Here is a 19,824-nt window from a genome sequence, read left to right on the forward strand (position 1 = left end):
GAGTCACTCTACGGTGTGTAGCCGACGCGTGGGGCAAGTGGGATAGCGTGTGAAGCCATGAGCACTCCCAACCCCCGCGAACAGCTCTCCGCACAGGCGGTTGCCGTGTGGCTCGGCGCCGTCGCCGTCTACGTGGCGGCGATCCTGGGACGCACCTCTTTCGGCGTGGCGGGCGTCGAAGCCATCGAACGTTTTGACGTCGACGCCTCGCGCATCGCTGTGTTCACAGCCGTGCAGGTCGGCGTCTACGCCCTGTCACAGATTCCGGTCGGTGTTCTCATCGACCGCTACGGCCCCCGCGTCATGCTCGTCTACGGCGCGCTGGTTATGGCGGCCGGGCAGATCATCCTCGGCCTGACGGTGTCCTACCCCGTCGCGATCGGCGCGCGCGTGCTCATCGGAGCCGGTGACGCCACCGCGTTCCTGTCCGTCCTGCGCGTTCTGCCGTTCTGGTTCCCGCTGCGCTACACCCCACTGTTTACTCAGCTCTCCGCATCGCTGGGCCAGCTGGGCCAGTTCCTCTCCGCGATCCCGTTCCTGTGGCTGCTGCACGCCGAGGGGTGGACCGTCGCGTTCGTCTCGCTCGGCGCGGTCGGCGCACTCGTGGGCCTGGCCGCGGGCATCGCCGTTGCCGACTCGCCGGAGGCGAAGTCGCTCAGCCGCTCCGAGCGCGCCGAACTCAAGGCGCAGGCGCGGGCGCAGCGCATCCCGATCGGCACGGTGCTCGCCACGGTACTGCGCTCCCCCTTGTGCTGGGAGGCGTTCTGCATCCACGGCATCTCGATGTTCTTCATGCTCAACTTCACGCTGCTGTGGGGCGTGCCCTTGGCCACCCTCGGACAGGGCCTGAGCCCGGGGCAGGCCGGCATGCTCCTGACGGTCTTCACGGTTGCGACGATGCTCTCTCCGCCGCTTCTCGGTCCCCTGTCGGCGCGCGTGGGAAAGAACCGCGACATTGCCGCGGGAGTCATCGCCAGCATCCACTGCCTGATGTGGCTGTGGTTTTTCGCCTCGCCCGAGCCGCGCGGCTACGCCGTCACACTCGCACTGATGGTGCTCATGGGCGTGGCCACCCCGACGTCTAACTACGGTTTCGACACCGTGCGCGAGGAAATGCCGCGCACCATGGTCGCCACCGGCACCGGCCTGGGCAACATGGGCGGGTTTCTCTCCGCGATGTTCGCGTCCCAGGTCGTGGGTCTGCTCCTCGACCACTCCGCGCCCAACGGCGACTACAGCTGGGGCGATTTCCGCCTCGCGTGGATCGCGGCGTTTGCCACGTGGGGAGCGCTTGCCGTGGGCCTGGCCACCACCCGCGCGCTCGTGGTCAAGCAGCGCCGTAACCGCCCCGGCGGCGGGGTCCGCATCGTGGACGAGTCCTAGCCGGGGCGCGCAAACCTAGCGGCGCGGGGGCTCCTGGCGGCCGCTGAGGATGTCGATGACGCTGCGAATGGCGGCGTCGCCAAGCGGGGCGAGCTGCCCACCCGTCGAAGTCGCGGGTGCGCGGTGCGCCCCGCCCGTGGCCAGCGCGTTCGGCTCCACCTTCAGGTGCAGCGTCGTGTCCTCGAGCACGAGAGGGGCACGCTTATCGACGCCCGCCACACGCGCCGCCTCCACCAACGCAACCAAGTCCGCGAAGGTGGCGTTGTCCAGGTCAACAGTCAGATTCAAAGCCATGCCCGCCACCCTACGCGGCACCGCCCTACCCTGCGTCGTGCCAGCCGGAGGGCACCTCGCCCCAGAACACTTCCTCGACAACAGCATGCGCCCGGCGCGTGATGCGCAGGTAGTCCTCCAAAAAGTCCTGCTGATGCTCCGGCTCGTAACCGGCGCACGCCGCCACCTGGGCCAGCTGCGGGCCGGGCGCTGGAAGCTGGTCGAGGCGCTTTCCGGAAACCAGCACGAGCGCGTTGCGGGCGTGGGAGGCGGTCAGCCACGCCTCGCGCAGGATGCGGGCCTGCTCGGCGGACAAGACGTCGTCGTTGTCGAGCTCTTCAAGGAAGTCGAGTACTTCCAGGGTGGAGGTGTTGTGCAGCTCCGGGTGGTGGTGGGCGTGCAGCATGGTGAGGAGCTGGACGGTCCATTCGACGTCGGCAAGCGCGCCGCGCCCGAGCTTGGTGTGGGTCGACTTGTCGGCGCCGCGGGGCAGCCGCTCGTCCTCCACGCGGGCCTTGATGCGGCGGATCTCGCGCACGTCCGCCTTGCTCGCACCCTCGGGCGGGTAGCGGAAGACGTCGATGGCGCGGAGGAACTTCTCCCCGACTCCCCGGTCACCTGCGACGAAGGTCGCGCGCTGCAGCGCCTGCTTCTCCCAGACCTCGCCCCATTCGCGGTAGTAGCGCTCGTAGGAGCCGACGGTGCGCACAACCGCGCCCGAGCGGCCCTCTGGGCGCAGCCCCAGGTCGACCTCGAGCGGCGGATCGCCAGACGGCTTGGCCAGCCGGCTGCGCATCGTATCGATGATCTTCGCCGCCCACGCCATGGCCTCGGACTCGTCCGCGCCCTCGGCGGGCTCGGCGACGCACATGACGTCGGCGTCCGACCCGTAGCCCAACTCCGCGCCGCCGAGGCGGCCCATGCCGATCACCGCGATGCGCGCGGGCGGCGCATCGCTTTGCGACTCCGCCAGGTACGCCCGCACCTCCGCACGCAACGCCGCCTCGAGCACACCCTCCCACACCCAGGTCAGCTCCTCGCACACCTGGCGCACGTCCATGAATCCGAGCAAGTCCGCCGCGGCGATGCGCGCCAGGTCTGCCCGGCGCAGGCCACGCGCCGCCGCGACCGCGCGGTCCGGGTCCCCGTAGCGCTTCGTCGCGGCGATGATCGCCTTGTAGGCCTGGTCCGGTGCGACGTCGAGTAGCTTCGGCCCCGTGGCGCCGTCGCCAAGCAACTGCACTACCTCGGGCGCGGAGATGATCAGGTCGGAGGCGTAGGACGAGTTGCCCAGGATGCGCATGAGACGCTGACCGACAACGCCCTCGTCGCGCAGGGTGCGCAGAAACCAGCTCTTGTCCACGGCCGCCTCGGACAGCTTGCGGTAGTTGAGCAGGCCCGCGCACGGGTCGGCGGTGTCGCCGAGCCAGTACATGAGGCTCGGCAGCAGAATCGCCTGCAGCTTCGACTTGCGCGAGCTTCCCTTGACCAGGAAGTTCAGGTGCTCGTAGGCGCGCGCCGGGTGGCGGTAGCCGAGTGCCTTGAGCTGTTCCTTGACCGCGTCGGCGGACAGCGTCACCTCGCCGACGCTCATGCTCACCACCGCGCCGAGCAGCGGGCGGTAGAACAGCTTCTCGTGCAGGTCGGAAACGGTGCGCCGCGCGGCGCGCAGGGCGGTGAGAAGCTTGTCCACCTCGGTCCTGCCCGGGCCCGCGATGAACCCGGAGGAGCGGGCGAGCCACCGCAGCGCGGCGTCGTCGTCGCCGGCGGGCAGCGTGTGAGTGCGCTTGAAGCGCTGCAGCTGCAGCCGGTGCTCGAGCAGCCGCAGGAAGCCGTACGCTTTGATCAGCTGGTGCGCGTCCTCGCGCCCGACGTAGCCGCCCTGCATGAGCGCTTCGAGCGCGTCGACGGTGTTGCGCACCCGCAGCGACTCATCGACGCGGCCGTGCACGAGCTGGAGCAGCTGGACTGCGAACTCGACGTCGCGAAGCCCGCCCTCGCCCAGCTTCAATTCGCGCAGGCGCAGCGACTCGGGCACGTTGTCGAGTACGCGGCGGCGCATCGCCTGGACGTCTTCGACGAAGGAGTCGCGCTGCGACGCCGTCCACACTAAGGGCGCAAGCTTATCGACGTACTCCTGCCCCAACCCCACATCCCCCGTCATCGGGCGGGCCTTGAGCAGCGCCTGGAACTCCCACGTCTCCGCCCAGCGCGAGTAGTACGTCACGTGGCTGTCCAGGGTGCGCACCAGCGCGCCGGACTTGCCCTCCGGGCGCAGGTTCGCGTCGACCTCGAAGAAGCAGGCCGACCCCAGGCGCATGAGCTCGCTGGCAAGGCGGGTCGAGGTGGCGTCGGCGGGCTCGGCGACGAAGATGACGTCAACATCCGAGATGTAGTTCAGCTCGCGGGCGCCACACTTGCCCATCGCCAGCACCGCGAGACGCCCCTGCGGCTCCTCGTCGCCGTAGACGACGCGCACCGCCACGGCGAGCGCGGCGGTCAAGGCTGCGTCGGCGCACGCGCTGAGCGTGCGGGTGAGCAGCTGGTAGCCGAGCTCGGGCTCGATGTTGTCTGGCGCCTCGCTTGTCGCCGCCGAGCGCACCCCTGCGATCGTGCCGGCCAGATCCGCCGCCGCGATGCGCGCGATGAGGAAGCGATACGCCTCGCGCAGCGCCTTCTTCGCCGCCGCGGCGTCAGCGAACTCCGCTGCGGCGCGGTAGGTGCCGGGCGTGGTGAGATCGGCGGAGGCGGTGTTGCCGGTGTCGTCGGTGTCGCCGGTGTCGCCGACGGGTACCGCGCCGACCGAGGAGAGCATGACTTTCATGAGCTCTTCCGGCGTCGGCAACTCTTGGCCCAGCCCGGCGGCCTCCTCGGGGTGGGCAACGAGGTGATCGCCGAGGGCGGTGGAGCCCCCAAGCAAGGCGAAGATCCGGGTGCGCAGGGTGGGTGCGGACACCAGCGCGGCGTTCAGCGCGCCGTAGTCCTCCCCGAGTGCGTCAGCGAGGCGCACCGCGGTGTTCAGCGCCAACGTGGGATCGGCCGCGCGCGAAAGCGTGTCCAGCAGCTGCGGGTCATCCCAGCCGAGGCGCTCGAGGTCGTCCGCGGCGCGCTCGCCAATCAGACCGAGGGAGGCAGGTGACGGGGTGTCTCGACGGGACATGGGCTTACAGATCCAATCCGTTCTCGATCTCCCAGGACGTGACCTGCCTGGTGTAGTCGTGCCACTCATCCCACTTGGAGCGCAGGTAGAACTCGAAGACATGCTCACCGAGCACCTCAGCCATGAACTCCGACTTCTCCAGGTGTCGCAGCGCCTGGTCGAGGGACGTGGGCAGGTCGCGGTAGCCCATGGCGCGGCGTTCGCGGCGGGTGAGCGACCAGACGTCGTCAAGCGCTGGCTCCTCGAGCTCGTAGCCCTCGTTGATGCCCTTGAGCCCGGCGGCGATCACTGCTGCAAAAGCTAGGTAGGGGTTGCAGGCCGAGTCGAGCGAGCGCACCTCCACACGCCGCGAATCCGCCTTACGCAAACGGTAGGTAGGCACCCGCACCATCGCCGAACGGTTCGAGATACCCCAGGTCGCCGCCGTCGGCGCCTCAGAGCCGAACTGGAGGCGCTTGTAGGAGTTGACCCACTGGTTCGTCACCGCCGAGATCTCATTCGCGTGTTCGATCACACCCGCGATGAACTGCTTGCCCGTCTTAGACAGCGAAATCTCGTCATCGGGGTCGTGGAAGGCGTTGACCTCTCCCTCAAACAGGGAAAAGTGGGTGTGCATCGCCGAGCCGTCGAGGGTGGGAAACGGCTTGGGCATAAACGTCGCGTGCACCCCGGACGCCTCGGCGATGGTCTTGACGATGTACTTGAACGTGACGATGTTGTCCGCCATGTCCAGGATGTTCGTGTGGCGCAGGTCGATCTCCTGCTGGCCGGGGCTGGCCTCGTGGTGCGAGAACTCGGTGACCACGCCCATGTACTCCAGCGCCGAAATCACTTGGCGGCGGAACTTCGGCGCCTCATTGCGCTTCGCCTGGTCGAAATAGCCGCCCTTGTCGGCCGGGCGCGGGTCCTCTCCCTCCTCGCCGGGCTTAACCAGATAAAACTCGATCTCCGTGCTGGCCACCACGTCGAACCCGAGGTTTTTCGCCTCCACAACCTGGCGGCGCAGAATCTGGCGTGGGTCGGCGTAGAGCGGTTCGCCGTCCGGCATCGTGATGTCGCAGAACATCCGCGCCGTCTGGAGGCCCTCCTCCACGTCGAACGGCAGCGACTGGTACGTCGACGGGTCCGGGCGCAGGAGCGTATCCGACTCGGAGACGCGCGAGAACCCCTCAATGGACGAGCCGTCGAAGCCCACGCCCTCGTCGAACGCAGCCTCGAGCTCCGCCGGCGACATCATGATGGTCTTCAGTGACCCGAACAGGTCTGTGAACCAGAGGCGGATAAAGCCGATGTCATGGTCGTTGACTTTGCGCAGGACATTTTCCCGTTGGCTGCTCATGACCCCCAACAATAGCGTCCTGCGCCACCGATCCGGCGGGGTTGGCTGTTGGCGGTTCGGGGTGGTGTTCGCGCAGGTTGCGCCGGGCAGGTTGTACACAGCCAAATGCCCGGCTTCCGGCGGGTTCCGGCAGGTTTCTGCGGGTAGGCTTGCGTCTGAGCATCACAGACTGCGCTGCTGGCTGAATCCCTGACGCCACCCCATTGCTGCATGAGAGAGAGGCGAACACCATGGCCGACAAGAAGAAGATCGATGAAGTTTTGGAGGTCGAGGTCAAGCTCGCCGTCGACGAATCGACCGGAATCCCCGACCTCACCCAACTGCCCGGGGTCGACCGCATCCTGGACACCGAGGAGCACAAGCTCTCGGCCATCTACTACGACACCGAAGACCTGCGCCTGACGCGATCCAAGATCACTTTGCGCCGGCGCACCGGAGGCTCCGACGACGGCTGGCACCTCAAGCTGCCCACCAAGGGCGCGCGCCGCGAGCTGCGCGCCGAGCTGGACAACCCCGCAGAGATCCCGGCCGAGCTCCTCTCTGCCGTCCGCGCGATCGTTCGCTCCCAGCCGCTCAGCCCGGTCGCGCAGGTGGACAACCGCCGCGTGGAGATCTCCCTCGGCTCGCCCACCGGCGAGAAGGTCGCGGAGTTTTGCGACGACCACGTCACCGCCTGGTCGCTCCTGCCCGGCGGTGAGCGCTCCACCTGGCGCGAGTGGGAGGTCGAGCTCAGCGAGTTCACCGCCGGCACGGAACAAGGCGCGGCGCTGATCAACCAGGCGACGTCGTTCCTCATCTCCTCCGGCGCCCGCAAGTCCGTCTCGCCTTCCAAGCTTTCGACGGCCCTCGGCGAGACCATCAACTCCGCCCCGCTCCCGCCGCACCTGCGCGCTTCCAACCTCGCCCCGGACTCCCCCGCCGCGGCCGTCGTCGAGGCGCTGCGCGCGCAACGCGAGTCCATCATCGACTGGGAGCCGCGCGTGCGCGCCGACGAGTTCGATTCCGTCCACCAGCTGCGCGTGTCCACCCGCGAGATGCGCTCCCTGCTCGAAACGTTCGAGGGCATCCTCGAAGGCGATCAGCTCCACCACCTCGAGGCTGAGCTCAAGCAGGCCGCGTCGGTGCTCGGCGAGGCGCGCGATGCGGAGGTTGTCGAGGAGCGCTTCCTCGCCCTGCTCGACAGCGACGAGAGCGGGCTTATCGACGACACCACAGCCGCCCACATCACCAACGACATGCGCACCGAATATGAACGTGCGCACGAGCGAATCGTGGACATGCTCGACTCGCAGCGCTTCCTCGATCTCCTCGAGGCCATCGACAACCTGCTCGCCGACCCGCCGGTCGCGGGCGCGGATGAGTCTGGCACTGGCTCTGGCTCTGGCTCTGGTGAGTCTGAGCCGAGTAAGAAGTCCGACTCAGCCTCGCGCGGCATTCTTTACGACCACCTCGCGGGCGGCTACAAAAAGCTGCGCAAGCGCCACGCCAAGGTCCAGGAGCACTACCACGACACCGACCTCGGCCTGCACGAGCGCGAAGAGTACGTCCACGACGTGCGCAAGGCAGCGAAGAAGCTGCGCTACGCCTCCGTCGCCGCCGAAGGAGCCGGGCTCAAGGCTGGCCGCCTGACCAAGGCGTGCAAGGCGCTCCAGTCACAGCTCGGTGACTTCCAGGACGCCGTGACCTCCCGCGACCGCATTGAAAAGCTCGCCCAGGGTGCCCGCGACCGCGGCGAGGACACCTTCGCCTACGGCCTGCTCTATCAGCGCGAGCTGACCCGCGGAGAGAAAGCCCTGGCGGGTTACGAGGATTCCATCGCCGAGGTCAAGAAGGCCTTCGCGAAGATCAAACCGTAGTTTCGGGGGCTTCGAGGCGGTTTTAAGTGGCGGGGCGCTACTTCTCCCAGGAGGGCGCCTCGCCCCAGTTGTCTTCTGCCTCATCAATCGCGTCGGCCTTCTTGTTGCGGTTTGCCGCGATCTGCAACGCCTGCTCAGCCTCCGCGCGGGTGGCGTAGGGGCCCATGCGGTCATCCCAGCCGCTTTCCTTGCCTTGGGTCACTTCTCCGGTGCTGGGATTGTAGTAAAACTGCTCGTCAGACACTTTCTTTCTCCTTCTTTCGTGCTGATTTCTGGGTTGTCTTGGGTGTTGTTCTGGGTGCCCAGCCTACCCACGGTGGCGGTTTGGGGTGGGCGGTGAGGCGCAGTGACACATCTCGCCCGCCGGCGAGCAGATGTGTCACTATCCCCAGCTCAGCAAACCCCGACTTCGCAGATTTGTCACTCACCTCGCCCTGCGCCTCACCCAGTCCCTAGCGCAGTGACAAATCTCGCCCACCAGGGAGCAGATATGTCACTATCCCCAGCTCAGCAAACCCCGACTTCGCAGATTTGTCACTCACCTCGCCCGACAGCCCCATTTCTCGCCCCCGAAGCCCCCGAACCGAAATTGGTACTGTGGTGCTGGATTACTTCGCGAAAGGACGTGGCGGCATATGGCAGTGTGGGCGGCCGAAAGCACTTCCCCGATTGAGCGGGTCGTGCAGTTGCACAAAGAGGTAGCTGGCGTTGCCCCCGAGCACACCGCTTCAGCTCCGGGCACCTGGGTGCTCATCGGCGAAAACGTCGACCACTTCGGCGGCGTGACGCTAGTGGGTCTGACCTCACTGCGCGCCGCCGCCGCTGTGTCGGCCCGCGACGACGACACCATCGCTATCGAGGTGCGCGGACCCGATGGAATGAGCTTCTCGGATGCCGCGACGGTGGACGACCTCACCAGCGGTGCGGAGCTCAAGAAGCTGACCCGCCGCATCGTCGGCTTGGTACACACGCTGATCAGCCGCCAGGTGCTCTCGCGCGACACCCGCGGCCTCGACATCTCCCTCGCCACCGACATCCTGCCTGGTGCCGGGCTCGGAGCGCTCTACGCCGGTGACGCAGCCCTCGCCCTGGCGTTGGCCGCCGGCGACCCCGAGGTCGACGAGGCCCCGTTCCGTACCCGCCTGGCGGAGCTGTGCTCGCACAACGTGACCGTCAATTCCGATCTCGCGGTCCTGCGCGCCCGCCACACCGCCGCTCTGCGCGGCAAGGCCGGCACGATCTCGGTCGTGGATTACTCAGACGGTTCGGTCACCCAGGCACCTCACCCGGGCAAGCTTGGAGTCCGGATTTTCTCGGTGACCGAGGCATGGGGCGAGCCCTACGCCGAGCAGACGGAGCGCATCGCGGCCCACCGCGCCTTTATCGACGAAGCCTGCGCCAACTTCGGTGTAGCCTCGCTGCGCCAGCTTCCCGACGCCGCGAACCGCGCCGTCGAGTGGGTCGAGGCGCGCCGCCAAGTGCTCGGCGCTGATTCTGCACCGGAGCCGGAGGCCGTGCGGTTCTGGGTGTCCTTCTGCGAGACGGAGACGCTGCGCTCCCTGGCCACGGCGAAAGCGCTGCGCTCCAGCCGGGAGAACGACCTGTTTACCCTGCTCAACTCACGCACCGAGCACCACGACTTGGACACACCGGACGAGCTCGTCGCCGAGGTGCTGCGCCGTGGCGCGGTGTCGGCGCGGCCGGCCGCTGTCGGCAACTCCCCCGCCGTTCTCGCGTTCGTGCGACTGTCGGAGGCGGACGCGTTTGTAAAGAACGTGGCGAAGAACTACGAGGTCGTTGAGGTCCTGCCGGGTGATGTCGCGAGCGTCGAAAACTAAGCGCCGACTCGCGGATTAGTCGGCGGGCCAAGCAAACGCTACGTCGCGCTCGACCACATCCGCGCGGATCAGCGACACCGAGGTCTCTTTGCCTTCCTCCGGAAGGCCGTGGCAGGGGGCGAGCACCGGCGGGTCGACAACGAAGATTCGCGCCTGGCCGGATTCTTCCTCGAGCTTGAGCACCACGGCGTCGAAGTTGTGGCCGAGCCACGGGCGCAGGATGGTCGCCTCGGTGAGGTTGAGGCAGGCTTTGTCCACGCCGTTGGCCAGCTGCGTTGTCCGGCTCATGGTTTTGACCACCCGGTTGGCGTCTTCTGAGACCCAGTCGGGGATGGGGGTTCCGGCGCTAATGGCCAGGCAGATTTCGGTGGCGTAGCGGTCGATGAGCCGGCGCAGCGGCGCGGTGACGTGGCTGTAGTAGCCGCCAATTCCGGCATGGACCTCGGGGGCTTTCTCCTCCAGGTTGACGTAGCCAGCACCCCGCAGCAGCTTCTGCGCCTCCCGCATGGCCGCCATGCCGCGGGGCGTGTCCGCGTCCAAGATGGCGAGGAACTCGCCGATGTGTTCGCCCGGGTTAAATCCGAGGTTGCGCACCTCGCGGATAAAGTCACGCTCGGCAGACTCCGTCGCGGGCCCGAGCGTGCGCAGGAAGCCGACTCCGGCCTCAACCATCATCTGCCCAGCAACCATGCCGGTCAGCAGTGAGATTTCGGAGTTGTAGTCCATGATCGGGTGGCGCGGCTCAATGACGAGTTCGAAGGTGCCCTCCGCGCGCGGATCCTCCTGAACGCGCACAGAGGGCAGCCGCAGGTTGATCGCTTCGCGGCGCAGCGAGCTTTGCTGGCGCAGCCGGCCGACCTCGGGAAGCAGCGCGATTGAGGGGTGCACGCGGTCGTTGTCCAGGTCGTCCTGGACACCGTCGTAGTCGAGCCGGGCCACGCTGTGAACCAGGGCGCGCTCGACGTGGGCGCCGGTGACCTCGCCCGCGCTGTCGAGGTTGAAGGTCCACAAAGCCGCTGGCCTATCGACGTCCGGCAGCAGCGACGCAGCATCCTCACTCAACTCCGGCGGGTGCAGGCGCGCCGGCTCGTCGGGAAGGTAGATCGTCTGGCCGCGCTCGAGGGATTCCTCCTTGGTCAACGAGTCTGGCTCGACGAAGGCGGCGACGTCGGCGATCGCGTAGTAGACCGTGTACCCGTCGCCCGCAGACTCGATGTAGACCGCCTGGTCGAGGTCCTTGGAACCCGCTGGGTCGATGGTGACGAAGGGAATGTCGCGGACGTCGCGGCGCGCGCCCGCGTATCTGTCTGCCAGCTGCGCCGCCTCCGCGTGCACCTCGGGGGAAAAGTCTGTGGGCACGCCGAATTCGCGCGCGATGTCACGGAAGTTCAGCGGGGCCGCATACAGCTTCATAACCCGCCATTGTGACAGAGTTTGCGGGGCTGTGTGAGGGGAAGGTGGGCGTCGAGAAGCGAAAAAGGGCGAATGAGTCAGCCTGTAAGCCGGATTCTGTACCCGCACAGCGGGCGGTGAACATCCATCTGGGCCACCCATTGCTGGGGGCCTCAAGCAGCTACCTTCGGACTGGGCGGGCAGCCTCGTTACGTCCGACCACCTCCGCTGACACACAGCGGCGGCTCTTGCCTTGCTCCCGGTGGGGTTTACCTGGCCGCGCGTGTCACCACGCACGCCGGTGCGCTCTTACCGCACCCTTTCACCCTTACCCGCGCTCAGGCGGGCGGTTTGCTCTCTGTTGCACTTTCCCGCGGATCGCTCCGGGTTGCTGTTAGCAACCACCGTGCCCTGTGGAGTCCGGACTTTCCTCGGCCCCCGCCGGCCCGCTTGCGCGGCGGTACGGGAGGCCGCGTCCACCCGGCCAACTCATTCGCAAGCACGTAGCTTACGCCGAAGCCCCGGCGAAGAAAACTAGCGGTGATGCGCGACGTCGTTGACGCAGCGGACCACGCCGTGGTCGCCGTAGAACTCCACCACGGTCACCGACGCAAGATCGAGGAAGATGTGGCGGAACACCTCGGAGCCCACGCCGAGCGCCTGCCGGATCACTGACTTGATCGGCGCCATGTGGGTCACCACCAGGATCGTCTTGCCGGCATGTTCTTCCTGCAGCTTCAGCCGCGCCCGCGTCACGCGGCGGTGCAGCTGGGCCAGGGACTCGCCCTCGGGAGGGGCAACGCTTGCCGAGGCCTCCCACTGACCAAACGCCTCCCCGTGGCGCTCGATCGCCTCGTCGCGCGTGAGTCCCTCGAACGCGCCGAAGTCGACCTCGCGGAAGCCCTCGACAACCTCGACCTTATCGATGCCGAGCTCGGCGGCGCACGCGGCGGCGGTGTCCCGGGCGCGCGAGAGCGGCGAGCTGACCACCACGTCGATGGCGCCAAAGCCGGCGATCGCGCGCGCGGCCCGGCGCGCCTGCTCGCGCCCGGTCTCGGTCAGCTCCGGGTCGGAGGACCCGCTGAAGCGGCGGTCGACGGAGTGCGCGGTTTGGCCGTGGCGCAGCAGCACAAAGCGGGTGCGCGGAGCGTCGGTTCCGGCCCAGTGGCCGGGGCCGGCGGTGACGTGGGAGGCGCGCTCTTTCGGTTCGGCAGGCTCGGCTTTCTGAGCAGCCTTGGCGGGCGCGCCGACGATGCCGGGGCCGGCACCCTTCGCGGCGGCGTCCATGGCCACGTTCGACAGCTCGTCGGCCTTTTTGTTCTTGGCTCGGGGGACCCATGTGTAGGTGATCGTCGAGAAGCGAGCCGCGAGCTGACGGGCCTCGCGGGCGAGTTTTTGCATGTCGGGGTGCTTGATCTTCCACCGGCCGGCCATCTGCTCGATAACGAGCTTGGAGTCCATGTAGACCTCCACCTCGGTCGCGCCGAGTTCGGCGGCGGCCTCGAGCCCGCGCAGCAGACCGGTGTACTCGGCAACGTTGTTCGAGGAGCTGCGGCCGACCACGTAGGCGATCTCCGCGAGCGTTTCACCGTCCTCGCCGTAGACGACGGAACCGGAGCCTGCGATGCCTGGGTTACCGCGCGAACCGCCGTCGGTGTAGACCTTGACCCGCATCCGCTACTCCCCCGTCGGGGCGACGCGCACGAGCAGCGCGCCGCAGTTGGGGCAAGTGGGCAGCTCGTCGGCAGGCGTGTTCATGACCTCCGCGCGCTCCCCGGGGGGAAGCTGCAGGAAGCAAGAGTTACAGGTACGCCCGTTGAAGGAGGCGGCGCCGACCTCGTCGTAGACGGCGAGGACATCGGCGGGCAGCTGAGCACGCAACGCGTCGGTGTCGGGGCGCTCCACCTGCGGCAGGGCCTCGACGGCCCGGCGTGCGGCGGCGAGCTTGCGCTCGGATTCGTCGAGAAGCGCGCCGTGGTTGTCGCGGTTGTTGCGCAGCGCCGCGATCTCGTTGTGCGCCTCCTTGAGCTCGTCGAGCAGGTCCGCGATGCGCGACTTCGTGGCGTGACGGTCGTGCTCGAGGTCGCGGCGGCGCTCCGGGTCGGTCTCGGCGGAGAGCTGGCGGATGTCGTCGCCCTCGCGCCGCTTCAGTTTGCGCTCGTCTTCCTGGATGCGCAGGATCTCCAGCTCCATGTCGTCGACAGCCAGCTGCGCGGCGGCGGCAGCGGAGACGAGGCGCTCGTGCTCGGCGGTGAGGGTGTCCAGCTCGCGCTGCTCCGCGGTGACAGCACCCGGGTGGGCGTTGTGGCGGTCGGCGATGGCGAGTTCGAGGAGAACCGCTTGCAGCTCGGGGGAGAGTTTCACGATGCGTCCTTTACGTGCCGTGGGTGTCGCGGTGGGGGTGCGCCGACACGGTCCACGGGTCCGTGCGCAGCGCGATGATCTCAGTGTCAACGTTCAACGGCCTAACGATACCTTCCGCCTGCCGCGTCCACGGATACTCGCTGGCCCAGTGGGCTGTATCGACCACCGCCGGCCCGCCCGCGGCGAGGTGTTCATCAACCGGGTGGTGGCGCAGGTCCGAGGTGACGTAGACATCGACGCCAAGCTTTGCGACGTCCGCCAGGAAGCCATCCCCCGACCCCGAGGACACCGCCACGGTGCGCACCATGCGCTCCGGGTCACCGGCGGCGCGCACGCCCCAGGCGGTCTCCGGCAGCGCGTCGGCGACCTGCTGGGTGAACTCGCGCAGCGTCATCGGCTCCTCCAGCTCCCCGATGCGGCCGAGCCCGGTGGCGGTGGACAGGTCGGTGGTGTCCTCCATCGCGATGACGTCGAAGGCGGGTTCCTCATACGGATGGTGGGCGCGCAGCGTGTCCACGAGCGTGCGGCGCAGGCGAGTCGGTGCGACGAACTCGACGCGGGTCTCGGTCGCCGTGTGGTGCTCGCCGACGGTGCCGTCGGTGGGGTTCGCGCCCTCCTGCGGGGTGAACCCGCCGGTGCCCTCCCAGCCGAAGGAGCACTCCGCGTAGTCGCCGATCGCGCCGGCACCGACGGCGAACAGCGCCAACATGACCGTCTCGACGTCCGCCGGAGGAATGTGCACGCCCCACTTGTCCACGCCGCCGAGCAGCACCGGCTTGATCGGACGACCCGGGGTGATGCCGACGAGCTCGGCGAGAATGTCCGACACACCCGGGCGGGCGGAGTCCGCGTTCGTGTGGGCGGCGAACAGCGCGCAGCCGTTGCTGATCAACAGGTGCAGGATCCGGCCCTTCGGCGTATTGGCCGCCACCGAGTTCACCCCGCGCAGCAGCAGCGGGTGGTGCACCACGAGCATCTGGGCACCAGTGTCGACGGCGCGGCGGGCCACCTCGTAGGTGCAGTCGAGCGCGAAGGCGACCTTTGTCACCTCGGCGTGCGGATCCCCGCAGATCAGGCCCACTTTGTCCCAGCTCTCCGCGAGCGCGGGCGGGTAGGCGGCCTCGAGCGCGGCCACGACATCGGCGACGGTCACCTGGTGTTGAGTCATGCCACCCAGAGTACAAACCCGCCTGATGAGTGCGCTGCCCGGTTATGGTGGACACATGAGCACCCCCCTGCACATCGACTTCGTCTGCACCGGCAACATCTGCCGCTCCCCCATGGCCGAGATCATCATCCGCGCCAAGCTGAAAGAGGCCGGGCTGGACCGCGCCGTGCGCGTGTCCTCCTCCGGCATCGGCGGCTGGCACGTCGGCCACCACGCTGACGACCGCGCCCTGCAGGAGCTCGAGGACAACGGCTACGACGGCTCGCGACACCGCGCCCAGCAATTCGGCGCGGCCCAGCAAGAAGCCGACCTCATCGTCGCGCTCGAGGGAAGGCACGTCTCCGAGCTCGTCGCCCGCGGTGTGCCCGAGGACAAGATCCGGCTGCTGCGCTCCTTCGACCCCGACGCGCCGGAGGGCGCCGGCGTGGAGGACCCCTACTACGGCGGCCAGGAGGGCTTCGCGGTCACGCGCGAGCAGATTGAGGCGGCAGCGCCCGGCATCATCGCGTGGGCGCGCGTCCACGGTGCTGACAGCGCCACCGCGTAGGCTTTGCGCTTGTGATGGCCGTTAAAGCTTCCGAAAAGCCCTGGTGGAAGGCGTTCGTCTCCCCAGGGTGGGTGATCGCGGCGCTGCTCATCGCGGCGTTTTCCTACTTTGCCTTCACCGTCCTCGCCCCGTGGCAGCTGGACAAGAACGAGGCGCTCACCGAGCGCAACGAACACATCGAGCGCGCCTTCGAGCACGACCCTGTCCCCTTCGCCGATATCACTCGTGCAGGCGGCGAGCTCGATCCCGCCGACGAGTGGACGCGCGTCACGCTCACCGGCCACTACCTGCCGGACCAGGAGGTTCTGCTGCGCCTGCGCCCGGTGGACAAGACTCCCGCTTTCCAGGTTCTGACCCCGTTTGAGACCTCCGACGGTGCGGTGGTCCTGCTCAACCGCGGCTGGGTGCCGGCCCGCGACGGCGGAACGCAGGTGCCCGACTTCGCCCCTGCCCCGCGCGGTGAGACCACCGTCACCGGCTTTGTCCGTGTGTCTGAAGGTGTGCATCCCTCGGCGCCGATGCGGGACCAGGGCCGCCAGATGGTCTACTCCATCGACACCGAGCAGATCGCCGAGCTCACAGGCCTTCCGCTCGCCGCGCCGTACGTTCAGCTCACCGACGGCGAGCCCGGGGTCATTCAGGCCATCCCGTTGCCCCAGCTCGAGACGGGCAACCACCTCTCCTACGGACTGCAGTGGATCGCCTTCGGCCTACTCGCCCCAGCCGGACTGATCTACTTCATCTGGGCCGAAACCCGCGAGCGCCGCCGCTTCCGCCAGGAGCAGGAGGCCTTGCTTCTCGACGCCCCCTCGCCCCTCACCGACGAGCCCAGCCCCACCCCCGCAACCCGCGAGCGCTACGGCCGCAACCGGCGCAACCCCTGGGCCTCGGCCTACGATAAGCAGGAAGAACGCTAAAGGAGGGGCCCATGAGCCACACATTGACGCGCGCCGACCGCTCGGCGCTGAACGCCTGCCTCGCTGTCCTCGACACGGCTGGCTTCACGCTTGCCGAAGGCATCGAGCCCGACGACGTCGACGACGCACTCAGCGACGACGCGGATGCTTTCCGCGCACACCCCGTCAGCGCGCTGATCGGGCTGCGCGACCCCGACGACGCCCCCATGATCACCGGCCGCTCCCTCGAGCGCCTCGCCGCAGCGTGTTGCGCAGTCCATGGCGTAGAGCTGGCCGAGTTCGTCGTGGTGCCCGACCCCGGTGCCACCGGCAGCGGCTCGCTGCGCCTGCGCCTCGGCGCGTGGGACGTCGCCGACATCGACTACGACTTCTCCAGCGCCGATGCCGCCGCGCAGGTTGTCGTAGTCGTCCGCGCGATTGAGGACGCCGCACAGAAGGTGCGCCGCCTCAACGCCTAGCTCTGCGGCCTGCTACTTCGCCTGCTCCGGTTCCCACATGCAGGTGGGATCGGACGCCAAGTAGTCGCCGGTCATGGCGTAGGCGGTGGAACGCGAGCCGCCGCAGATGGTGTTGTACTCGCACACCCCGCACTTGCCCTTGAAACCATCCGGGTTGCGCAGCTGGCGGAACACCTCCGAGTCCCGATAGATCTCCGGGAATGGAGTCTCCTTGACGTTTCCGCAGTGCACGGGCAGGAACCCGTTGGGGTAGACGTCGCCGACGTGGTCGATGAAGGCGAAACCAGACCCCGAGTTGACCGCCATGGGAGAACGCGGCCGGCGCGGCGCCTCCGCCTGCGCGCCGAGAAGCCGGGTGGTTTCCTCGGTGAGGTAGTCGTAGAGCTTCCCGCGCTGTGCCACCTGGGCGGGGATGGGGATGCCCTCCTCGCGAAGCTTCTGGCGCTGGATGGCGACGCGGCGGTACTGCGGCGCCTCCGTGGTTTTGATGGCGATGCGGTCGGAGACGTCGTGAAGCCAGTTGAGCACGTCCTCGCGCTCTTCCGGGTTGAGCGCGCGCAAGTCGGCGCCTCGCCCGGTGGGAACGAGCATGAACGTGTACCACATGAAAGCGCCCATATCCAGGGCGTTCTTCAGCATCTGCGGGGCTTCCCAAATATTGTCGCGGGTCAGGGTCGTGTTGATCTGCAACCGGTACCCCTCGTCGCGAATCCACTGCGCAGCCTCGACGGTGGCCTCGAAGGTTCCGGCGAATCCGCGGAACGCGTCGTGCGTCTCCGCCGTCGCGCCGTCCAGGCTCACACTCATTGCCTTGCCGCCCGCAACCCGCATCTCGTGTAGACGCTCAGGCGTCAGCAGCGGCGTAACCGACGGCGACAGAGAGATGTGCAGCCCCTTCTCCGTGCCGTATGCGCACAGCTCCGCGAGGTCCTCGCGCTCAAAAGCATCGCCGCCGGTAAACACGATCAGCGGACGCGGCTTGTCGTACGACGCCAACTCATCGAGCAATGCCTTGCCCTGTTCAGTGGTGAGCTGATCCGGGTGCGGTTTGTGCTGAGCGTCCGCTCGGCAGTGCTTGCACACCAGAGCGCAGGCGCGGGTGGTTTCCCAAATCACGATGAATGGTTTCTCGTGCAGGTTGTGCCTGATCGTGCGCACCACTGGGGCGTGGTGCGCAGAAGTCGGTGCTGGGTGCGCGGGGTGCAGCTGGGAGGTCATAGCGGCAGGCTACCACCGCACCGAGCCGGTCCCCTACCTGCGCTAGGAGAGCTTCGCTTATTTTACACCTGCAAACGAGTCCAGTGGGCATGAGAATAACCACACGTCAGACGGCCTATTTATCCGATAGAATTGTCTTTGCAACACACAGTTTGCCGGACAGGAATCGTCACCTGTTCACCAATAATCGAAAGGATCGTTATGCCTTCTCAGGACATTTCAGGAAAAGTTGCTCTCGTCACCGGTGCAGCGAGGGGAATCGGCCAGGCCATCGCCTTGCGCCTGGCAGAGGACGGCGCCAGCGTCGCCGTGGTGGACCTGAAGAAGGAAAGCTGTGCGGAGACCGTCAGCCAGATCGAAAAGCTCGGCAAGAAGGCCATCGCCATCGGTGCCGACGTGTCCAAGCGCAGCGAAGTCTACGCCGCAGTTGAAGAGGCAACCAAGGAGCTGGGCGGCTTCGACATTATGATCAACAACGCTGGTCTCGCGCAGATCAAGCCGCTTCTCGACGTCGAAGAGGGCGACACCGACGCAATCCTGAATGTCAACATCAACGGCGTTCTGTGGGGCATGCAGGCCGCAGCAGCCAAGATGAAGGAGCTCGGCCACGGCGGAAAGATCATCAACGCCTCCTCCATCGCCGGCCACGACGGTTTCCCGATCCTCGGCGTCTACTCCGCCACCAAGTTCGCCGTCCGCAGCCTGACCCAGACGGCAGCCCAGGAGTTCGCTGCCGACGGCATCACTGTCAACGCCTACTGCCCCGGCATCGTGGGAACTGACATGTGGGTCGAGATCGACAAGCGCTTCAGCGAGATCACCGGCGCCGCGATCGGCGAGACCTTCGAGAAGACCGTTCAGGGCATCGCGCTCAAGCGCGCCCAGACCCCGGAGGACGTCGCCAACCTCGTGTCCTTCCTGGCAAGCCCGGATGCCGACTACATCACCGGCCAGTCGATCCTGACCGACGGCGGAATGATCTACCGCTAAACCACTGGCGAATCCACGGGCACACAACGCGCTGTGGGCCCGTGATTCCCACCGGAACTGGCCCCTTCCTCGCTTGGTCGGCGAAGGGACCAGTCTTTTATATCCGCGCGGACGGCTCTGCCCTGGTGCACAGCTTCAACAGGACTCGGTGGCAGCCGTAGCGGTGCTCGCTTCACTCAAGACTTGCGCAGACCGCCTTCTTGAGCTGGGCACGCCTCTTCGGACCCTCAAGCGCCTTCCAGTGGAGGAAGTACGTTGAGAATCTCATGCCCACCACATCGCGGAGGTCGTCGAGGCAGTGATGCGGTTCGAGGATGACGATCACGTGAGCCTCCACGCGCGCCGATGATCCCTCAAGTCGCGCATTTTTTGCAGATAAGCGTTCTCCGCCTGCAACCGGGTAAATTCTCGTCGCAGTTCCACCACTTCGAAACGGCCTGTTGCCACTGTTGAATCATTGAGGTCGATAGACGCCCCCGATGTCCAGACTGTTCTCTATGATGACAACACCGTCCGGAATGAGACAGCACCGTCCCACACGTCAAGGGCTCCCCCGACGAGCAATAGGATCGCAAGAGACGAGGTCACGACCCCATTGACTAAGCGTGTCTACTTGTACGCTGACGAAACTGGCAACCTCGATTTCGAGGGAACCCCCAACCCGCAAGGAGGAGGAGCATCCACCTACTTCGGCTTCGGAACCGCCACCTTTCTCACCGAAAACCACGGGGACGACCTAATTGAAGGGCTTCACCTCCGAGCGCGATGCTCCAAAGCTGGGATCAAACTCACCAAAGGCTTCCACGCTTGCGACGATTCACACAGGACCCGAAGCCAAATGTTCGCCGAAATCCAAAGGCAAGCCCCCCGATTCGACACAACATTTCTCTACAAATCCAACGCCTACCCTCATGTCAAAGA

At 67.0% G+C, this 19,824-nt stretch carries 17 protein-coding genes and 1 other RNA gene; 7 read left to right on the top strand and 11 right to left on the bottom strand.

What is annotated here, in order from left to right; genetic code table 11:
- Positions 1-57: 57 nt before the first annotated feature.
- Positions 58-1,383, top strand: coding sequence for a nitrate/nitrite transporter (locus VVR41_RS04005; RefSeq protein WP_368523687.1), 1,326 nt, complete (start codon positions 58-60; stop codon positions 1,381-1,383).
- A 15-nt stretch (positions 1,384-1,398) separates the two neighbouring features.
- Here VVR41_RS04005 and VVR41_RS04010 read toward each other — a convergent pair whose 3' ends face one another.
- The 3 genes from VVR41_RS04010 to glnA are packed head-to-tail and all read right to left on the bottom strand — an operon-like array spanning position 1,399 to position 6,155.
- Positions 1,399-1,677, bottom strand: a complete 279-nt coding sequence (locus VVR41_RS04010) for a hypothetical protein (RefSeq protein WP_321101901.1) — start codon at positions 1,675-1,677, stop codon at positions 1,399-1,401.
- A 25-nt stretch (positions 1,678-1,702) separates the two neighbouring features.
- A complete protein-coding gene (locus VVR41_RS04015; RefSeq protein WP_368523688.1) occupies positions 1,703-4,816 on the bottom strand; it encodes a bifunctional [glutamine synthetase] adenylyltransferase/[glutamine synthetase]-adenylyl-L-tyrosine phosphorylase in 3,114 nt (1,037 codons plus the stop codon).
- A gap of 4 nt (positions 4,817-4,820) precedes the next feature.
- Positions 4,821-6,155: a type I glutamate--ammonia ligase gene (gene glnA / locus VVR41_RS04020; RefSeq protein WP_368523689.1), complete on the bottom strand. Its 1,335-nt coding sequence runs from the start codon at positions 6,153-6,155 to the stop codon at positions 4,821-4,823.
- A 230-nt stretch (positions 6,156-6,385) separates the two neighbouring features.
- Here glnA and VVR41_RS04025 point away from each other — a divergent pair, with 230 nt between their 5' ends.
- Positions 6,386-8,011 carry a CHAD domain-containing protein gene (locus VVR41_RS04025; RefSeq protein ID WP_368523690.1) on the top strand — a complete coding sequence of 542 codons (1,626 nt, stop codon included), beginning with the start codon at positions 6,386-6,388 and terminating at the stop codon, positions 8,009-8,011.
- Between the two features lie 37 nt (positions 8,012-8,048).
- Here VVR41_RS04025 and VVR41_RS04030 read toward each other — a convergent pair whose 3' ends face one another.
- Positions 8,049-8,255, bottom strand: a complete 207-nt coding sequence (locus VVR41_RS04030; protein WP_368523691.1) for a hypothetical protein — start codon at positions 8,253-8,255, stop codon at positions 8,049-8,051.
- A gap of 391 nt (positions 8,256-8,646) precedes the next feature.
- Between VVR41_RS04030 and VVR41_RS04035 the strand changes: the two genes are divergently transcribed.
- Entirely contained in the window at positions 8,647-9,849 is a 1,203-nt protein-coding gene (locus tag VVR41_RS04035) for a galactokinase family protein (RefSeq protein WP_368523692.1), read from the top strand.
- Between the two features lie 15 nt (positions 9,850-9,864).
- On the opposite strand, the gene VVR41_RS04040 is transcribed toward VVR41_RS04035, so the two are convergent.
- From VVR41_RS04040 to VVR41_RS04060, 5 genes are all read right to left on the bottom strand, one after another.
- A complete protein-coding gene (locus tag VVR41_RS04040) occupies positions 9,865-11,262 on the bottom strand; it encodes an RNB domain-containing ribonuclease (RefSeq protein ID WP_368523693.1) in 1,398 nt (465 codons plus the stop codon).
- A 69-nt stretch (positions 11,263-11,331) separates the two neighbouring features.
- Positions 11,332-11,733, bottom strand: an RNA gene (gene rnpB, locus VVR41_RS04045) — RNase P RNA component class A.
- Positions 11,734-11,775: 42 nt separating this feature from the next.
- Positions 11,776-12,915: a bifunctional RNase H/acid phosphatase gene (locus VVR41_RS04050; protein WP_368523694.1), complete on the bottom strand. Its 1,140-nt coding sequence runs from the start codon at positions 12,913-12,915 to the stop codon at positions 11,776-11,778.
- Between the two features lie 3 nt (positions 12,916-12,918).
- Positions 12,919-13,605 (bottom strand): zinc ribbon domain-containing protein, encoded by a 687-nt coding sequence (locus tag VVR41_RS04055; protein WP_368523695.1) that lies wholly within the window; start codon positions 13,603-13,605, stop codon positions 12,919-12,921.
- A gap of 10 nt (positions 13,606-13,615) precedes the next feature.
- Positions 13,616-14,773, bottom strand: a complete 1,158-nt coding sequence (locus VVR41_RS04060) for a Nif3-like dinuclear metal center hexameric protein (RefSeq protein WP_368523696.1) — start codon at positions 14,771-14,773, stop codon at positions 13,616-13,618.
- A gap of 55 nt (positions 14,774-14,828) precedes the next feature.
- Between VVR41_RS04060 and VVR41_RS04065 the strand changes: the two genes are divergently transcribed.
- The 3 genes from VVR41_RS04065 to VVR41_RS04075 are packed head-to-tail and all read left to right on the top strand — an operon-like array spanning position 14,829 to position 16,695.
- Positions 14,829-15,320 (top strand): low molecular weight protein-tyrosine-phosphatase, encoded by a 492-nt coding sequence (locus tag VVR41_RS04065; RefSeq protein ID WP_368523697.1) that lies wholly within the window; start codon positions 14,829-14,831, stop codon positions 15,318-15,320.
- A 14-nt stretch (positions 15,321-15,334) separates the two neighbouring features.
- On the top strand, positions 15,335-16,237 hold the full coding sequence (locus tag VVR41_RS04070; protein ID WP_368523698.1) for an SURF1 family protein: 903 nt from the start codon (positions 15,335-15,337) through the stop codon (positions 16,235-16,237).
- Between the two features lie 11 nt (positions 16,238-16,248).
- Complete coding sequence (locus VVR41_RS04075; protein WP_368523699.1) at positions 16,249-16,695, top strand: hypothetical protein; 447 nt, start codon at positions 16,249-16,251, stop codon at positions 16,693-16,695.
- Positions 16,696-16,707: 12 nt separating this feature from the next.
- On the opposite strand, the gene VVR41_RS04080 is transcribed toward VVR41_RS04075, so the two are convergent.
- Complete coding sequence (locus VVR41_RS04080) at positions 16,708-17,913, bottom strand: TIGR04053 family radical SAM/SPASM domain-containing protein (protein ID WP_368523700.1); 1,206 nt, start codon at positions 17,911-17,913, stop codon at positions 16,708-16,710.
- A gap of 201 nt (positions 17,914-18,114) precedes the next feature.
- Here VVR41_RS04080 and VVR41_RS04085 point away from each other — a divergent pair, with 201 nt between their 5' ends.
- Entirely contained in the window at positions 18,115-18,903 is a 789-nt protein-coding gene (locus tag VVR41_RS04085; protein WP_368523701.1) for an acetoin reductase, read from the top strand.
- 172 nt (positions 18,904-19,075) lie between these two features.
- Here the strand turns inward: VVR41_RS04085 and VVR41_RS04090 are convergent, their stop codons facing one another.
- Entirely contained in the window at positions 19,076-19,228 is a 153-nt protein-coding gene (locus VVR41_RS04090) for a hypothetical protein (RefSeq protein ID WP_368523702.1), read from the bottom strand.
- Between the last annotated feature and the right edge of the window lie 596 nt (positions 19,229-19,824).

Origin of the sequence: Corynebacterium sp. LK2510 (assembly GCF_040946405.1) — a bacterium.
In the GTDB taxonomy this organism is placed as follows: domain Bacteria; phylum Actinomycetota; class Actinomycetes; order Mycobacteriales; family Mycobacteriaceae; genus Corynebacterium.

Coding starts and splice junctions, on each gene's coding strand:
- VVR41_RS04005 (WP_368523687.1), top strand. CDS start 58: ATGAGCACTCCCAACCCCCGCGAACAGCTCTCCGCACAGGCGGTTGCC.
- VVR41_RS04010 (WP_321101901.1), bottom strand. CDS start 1,677: ATGGCTTTGAATCTGACTGTTGACCTGGACAACGCCACCTTCGCGGAC.
- VVR41_RS04015 (WP_368523688.1), bottom strand. CDS start 4,816: ATGTCCCGTCGAGACACCCCGTCACCTGCCTCCCTCGGTCTGATTGGC.
- glnA (WP_368523689.1), bottom strand. CDS start 6,155: ATGAGCAGCCAACGGGAAAATGTCCTGCGCAAAGTCAACGACCATGAC.
- VVR41_RS04025 (WP_368523690.1), top strand. CDS start 6,386: ATGGCCGACAAGAAGAAGATCGATGAAGTTTTGGAGGTCGAGGTCAAG.
- VVR41_RS04035 (WP_368523692.1), top strand. CDS start 8,647: ATGGCAGTGTGGGCGGCCGAAAGCACTTCCCCGATTGAGCGGGTCGTG.
- VVR41_RS04040 (WP_368523693.1), bottom strand. CDS start 11,262: ATGAAGCTGTATGCGGCCCCGCTGAACTTCCGTGACATCGCGCGCGAA.
- VVR41_RS04050 (WP_368523694.1), bottom strand. CDS start 12,915: ATGCGGGTCAAGGTCTACACCGACGGCGGTTCGCGCGGTAACCCAGGC.
- VVR41_RS04060 (WP_368523696.1), bottom strand. CDS start 14,773: ATGACTCAACACCAGGTGACCGTCGCCGATGTCGTGGCCGCGCTCGAG.
- VVR41_RS04065 (WP_368523697.1), top strand. CDS start 14,829: ATGAGCACCCCCCTGCACATCGACTTCGTCTGCACCGGCAACATCTGC.
- VVR41_RS04070 (WP_368523698.1), top strand. CDS start 15,335: ATGGCCGTTAAAGCTTCCGAAAAGCCCTGGTGGAAGGCGTTCGTCTCC.
- VVR41_RS04075 (WP_368523699.1), top strand. CDS start 16,249: ATGAGCCACACATTGACGCGCGCCGACCGCTCGGCGCTGAACGCCTGC.
- VVR41_RS04080 (WP_368523700.1), bottom strand. CDS start 17,913: ATGACCTCCCAGCTGCACCCCGCGCACCCAGCACCGACTTCTGCGCAC.
- VVR41_RS04085 (WP_368523701.1), top strand. CDS start 18,115: ATGCCTTCTCAGGACATTTCAGGAAAAGTTGCTCTCGTCACCGGTGCA.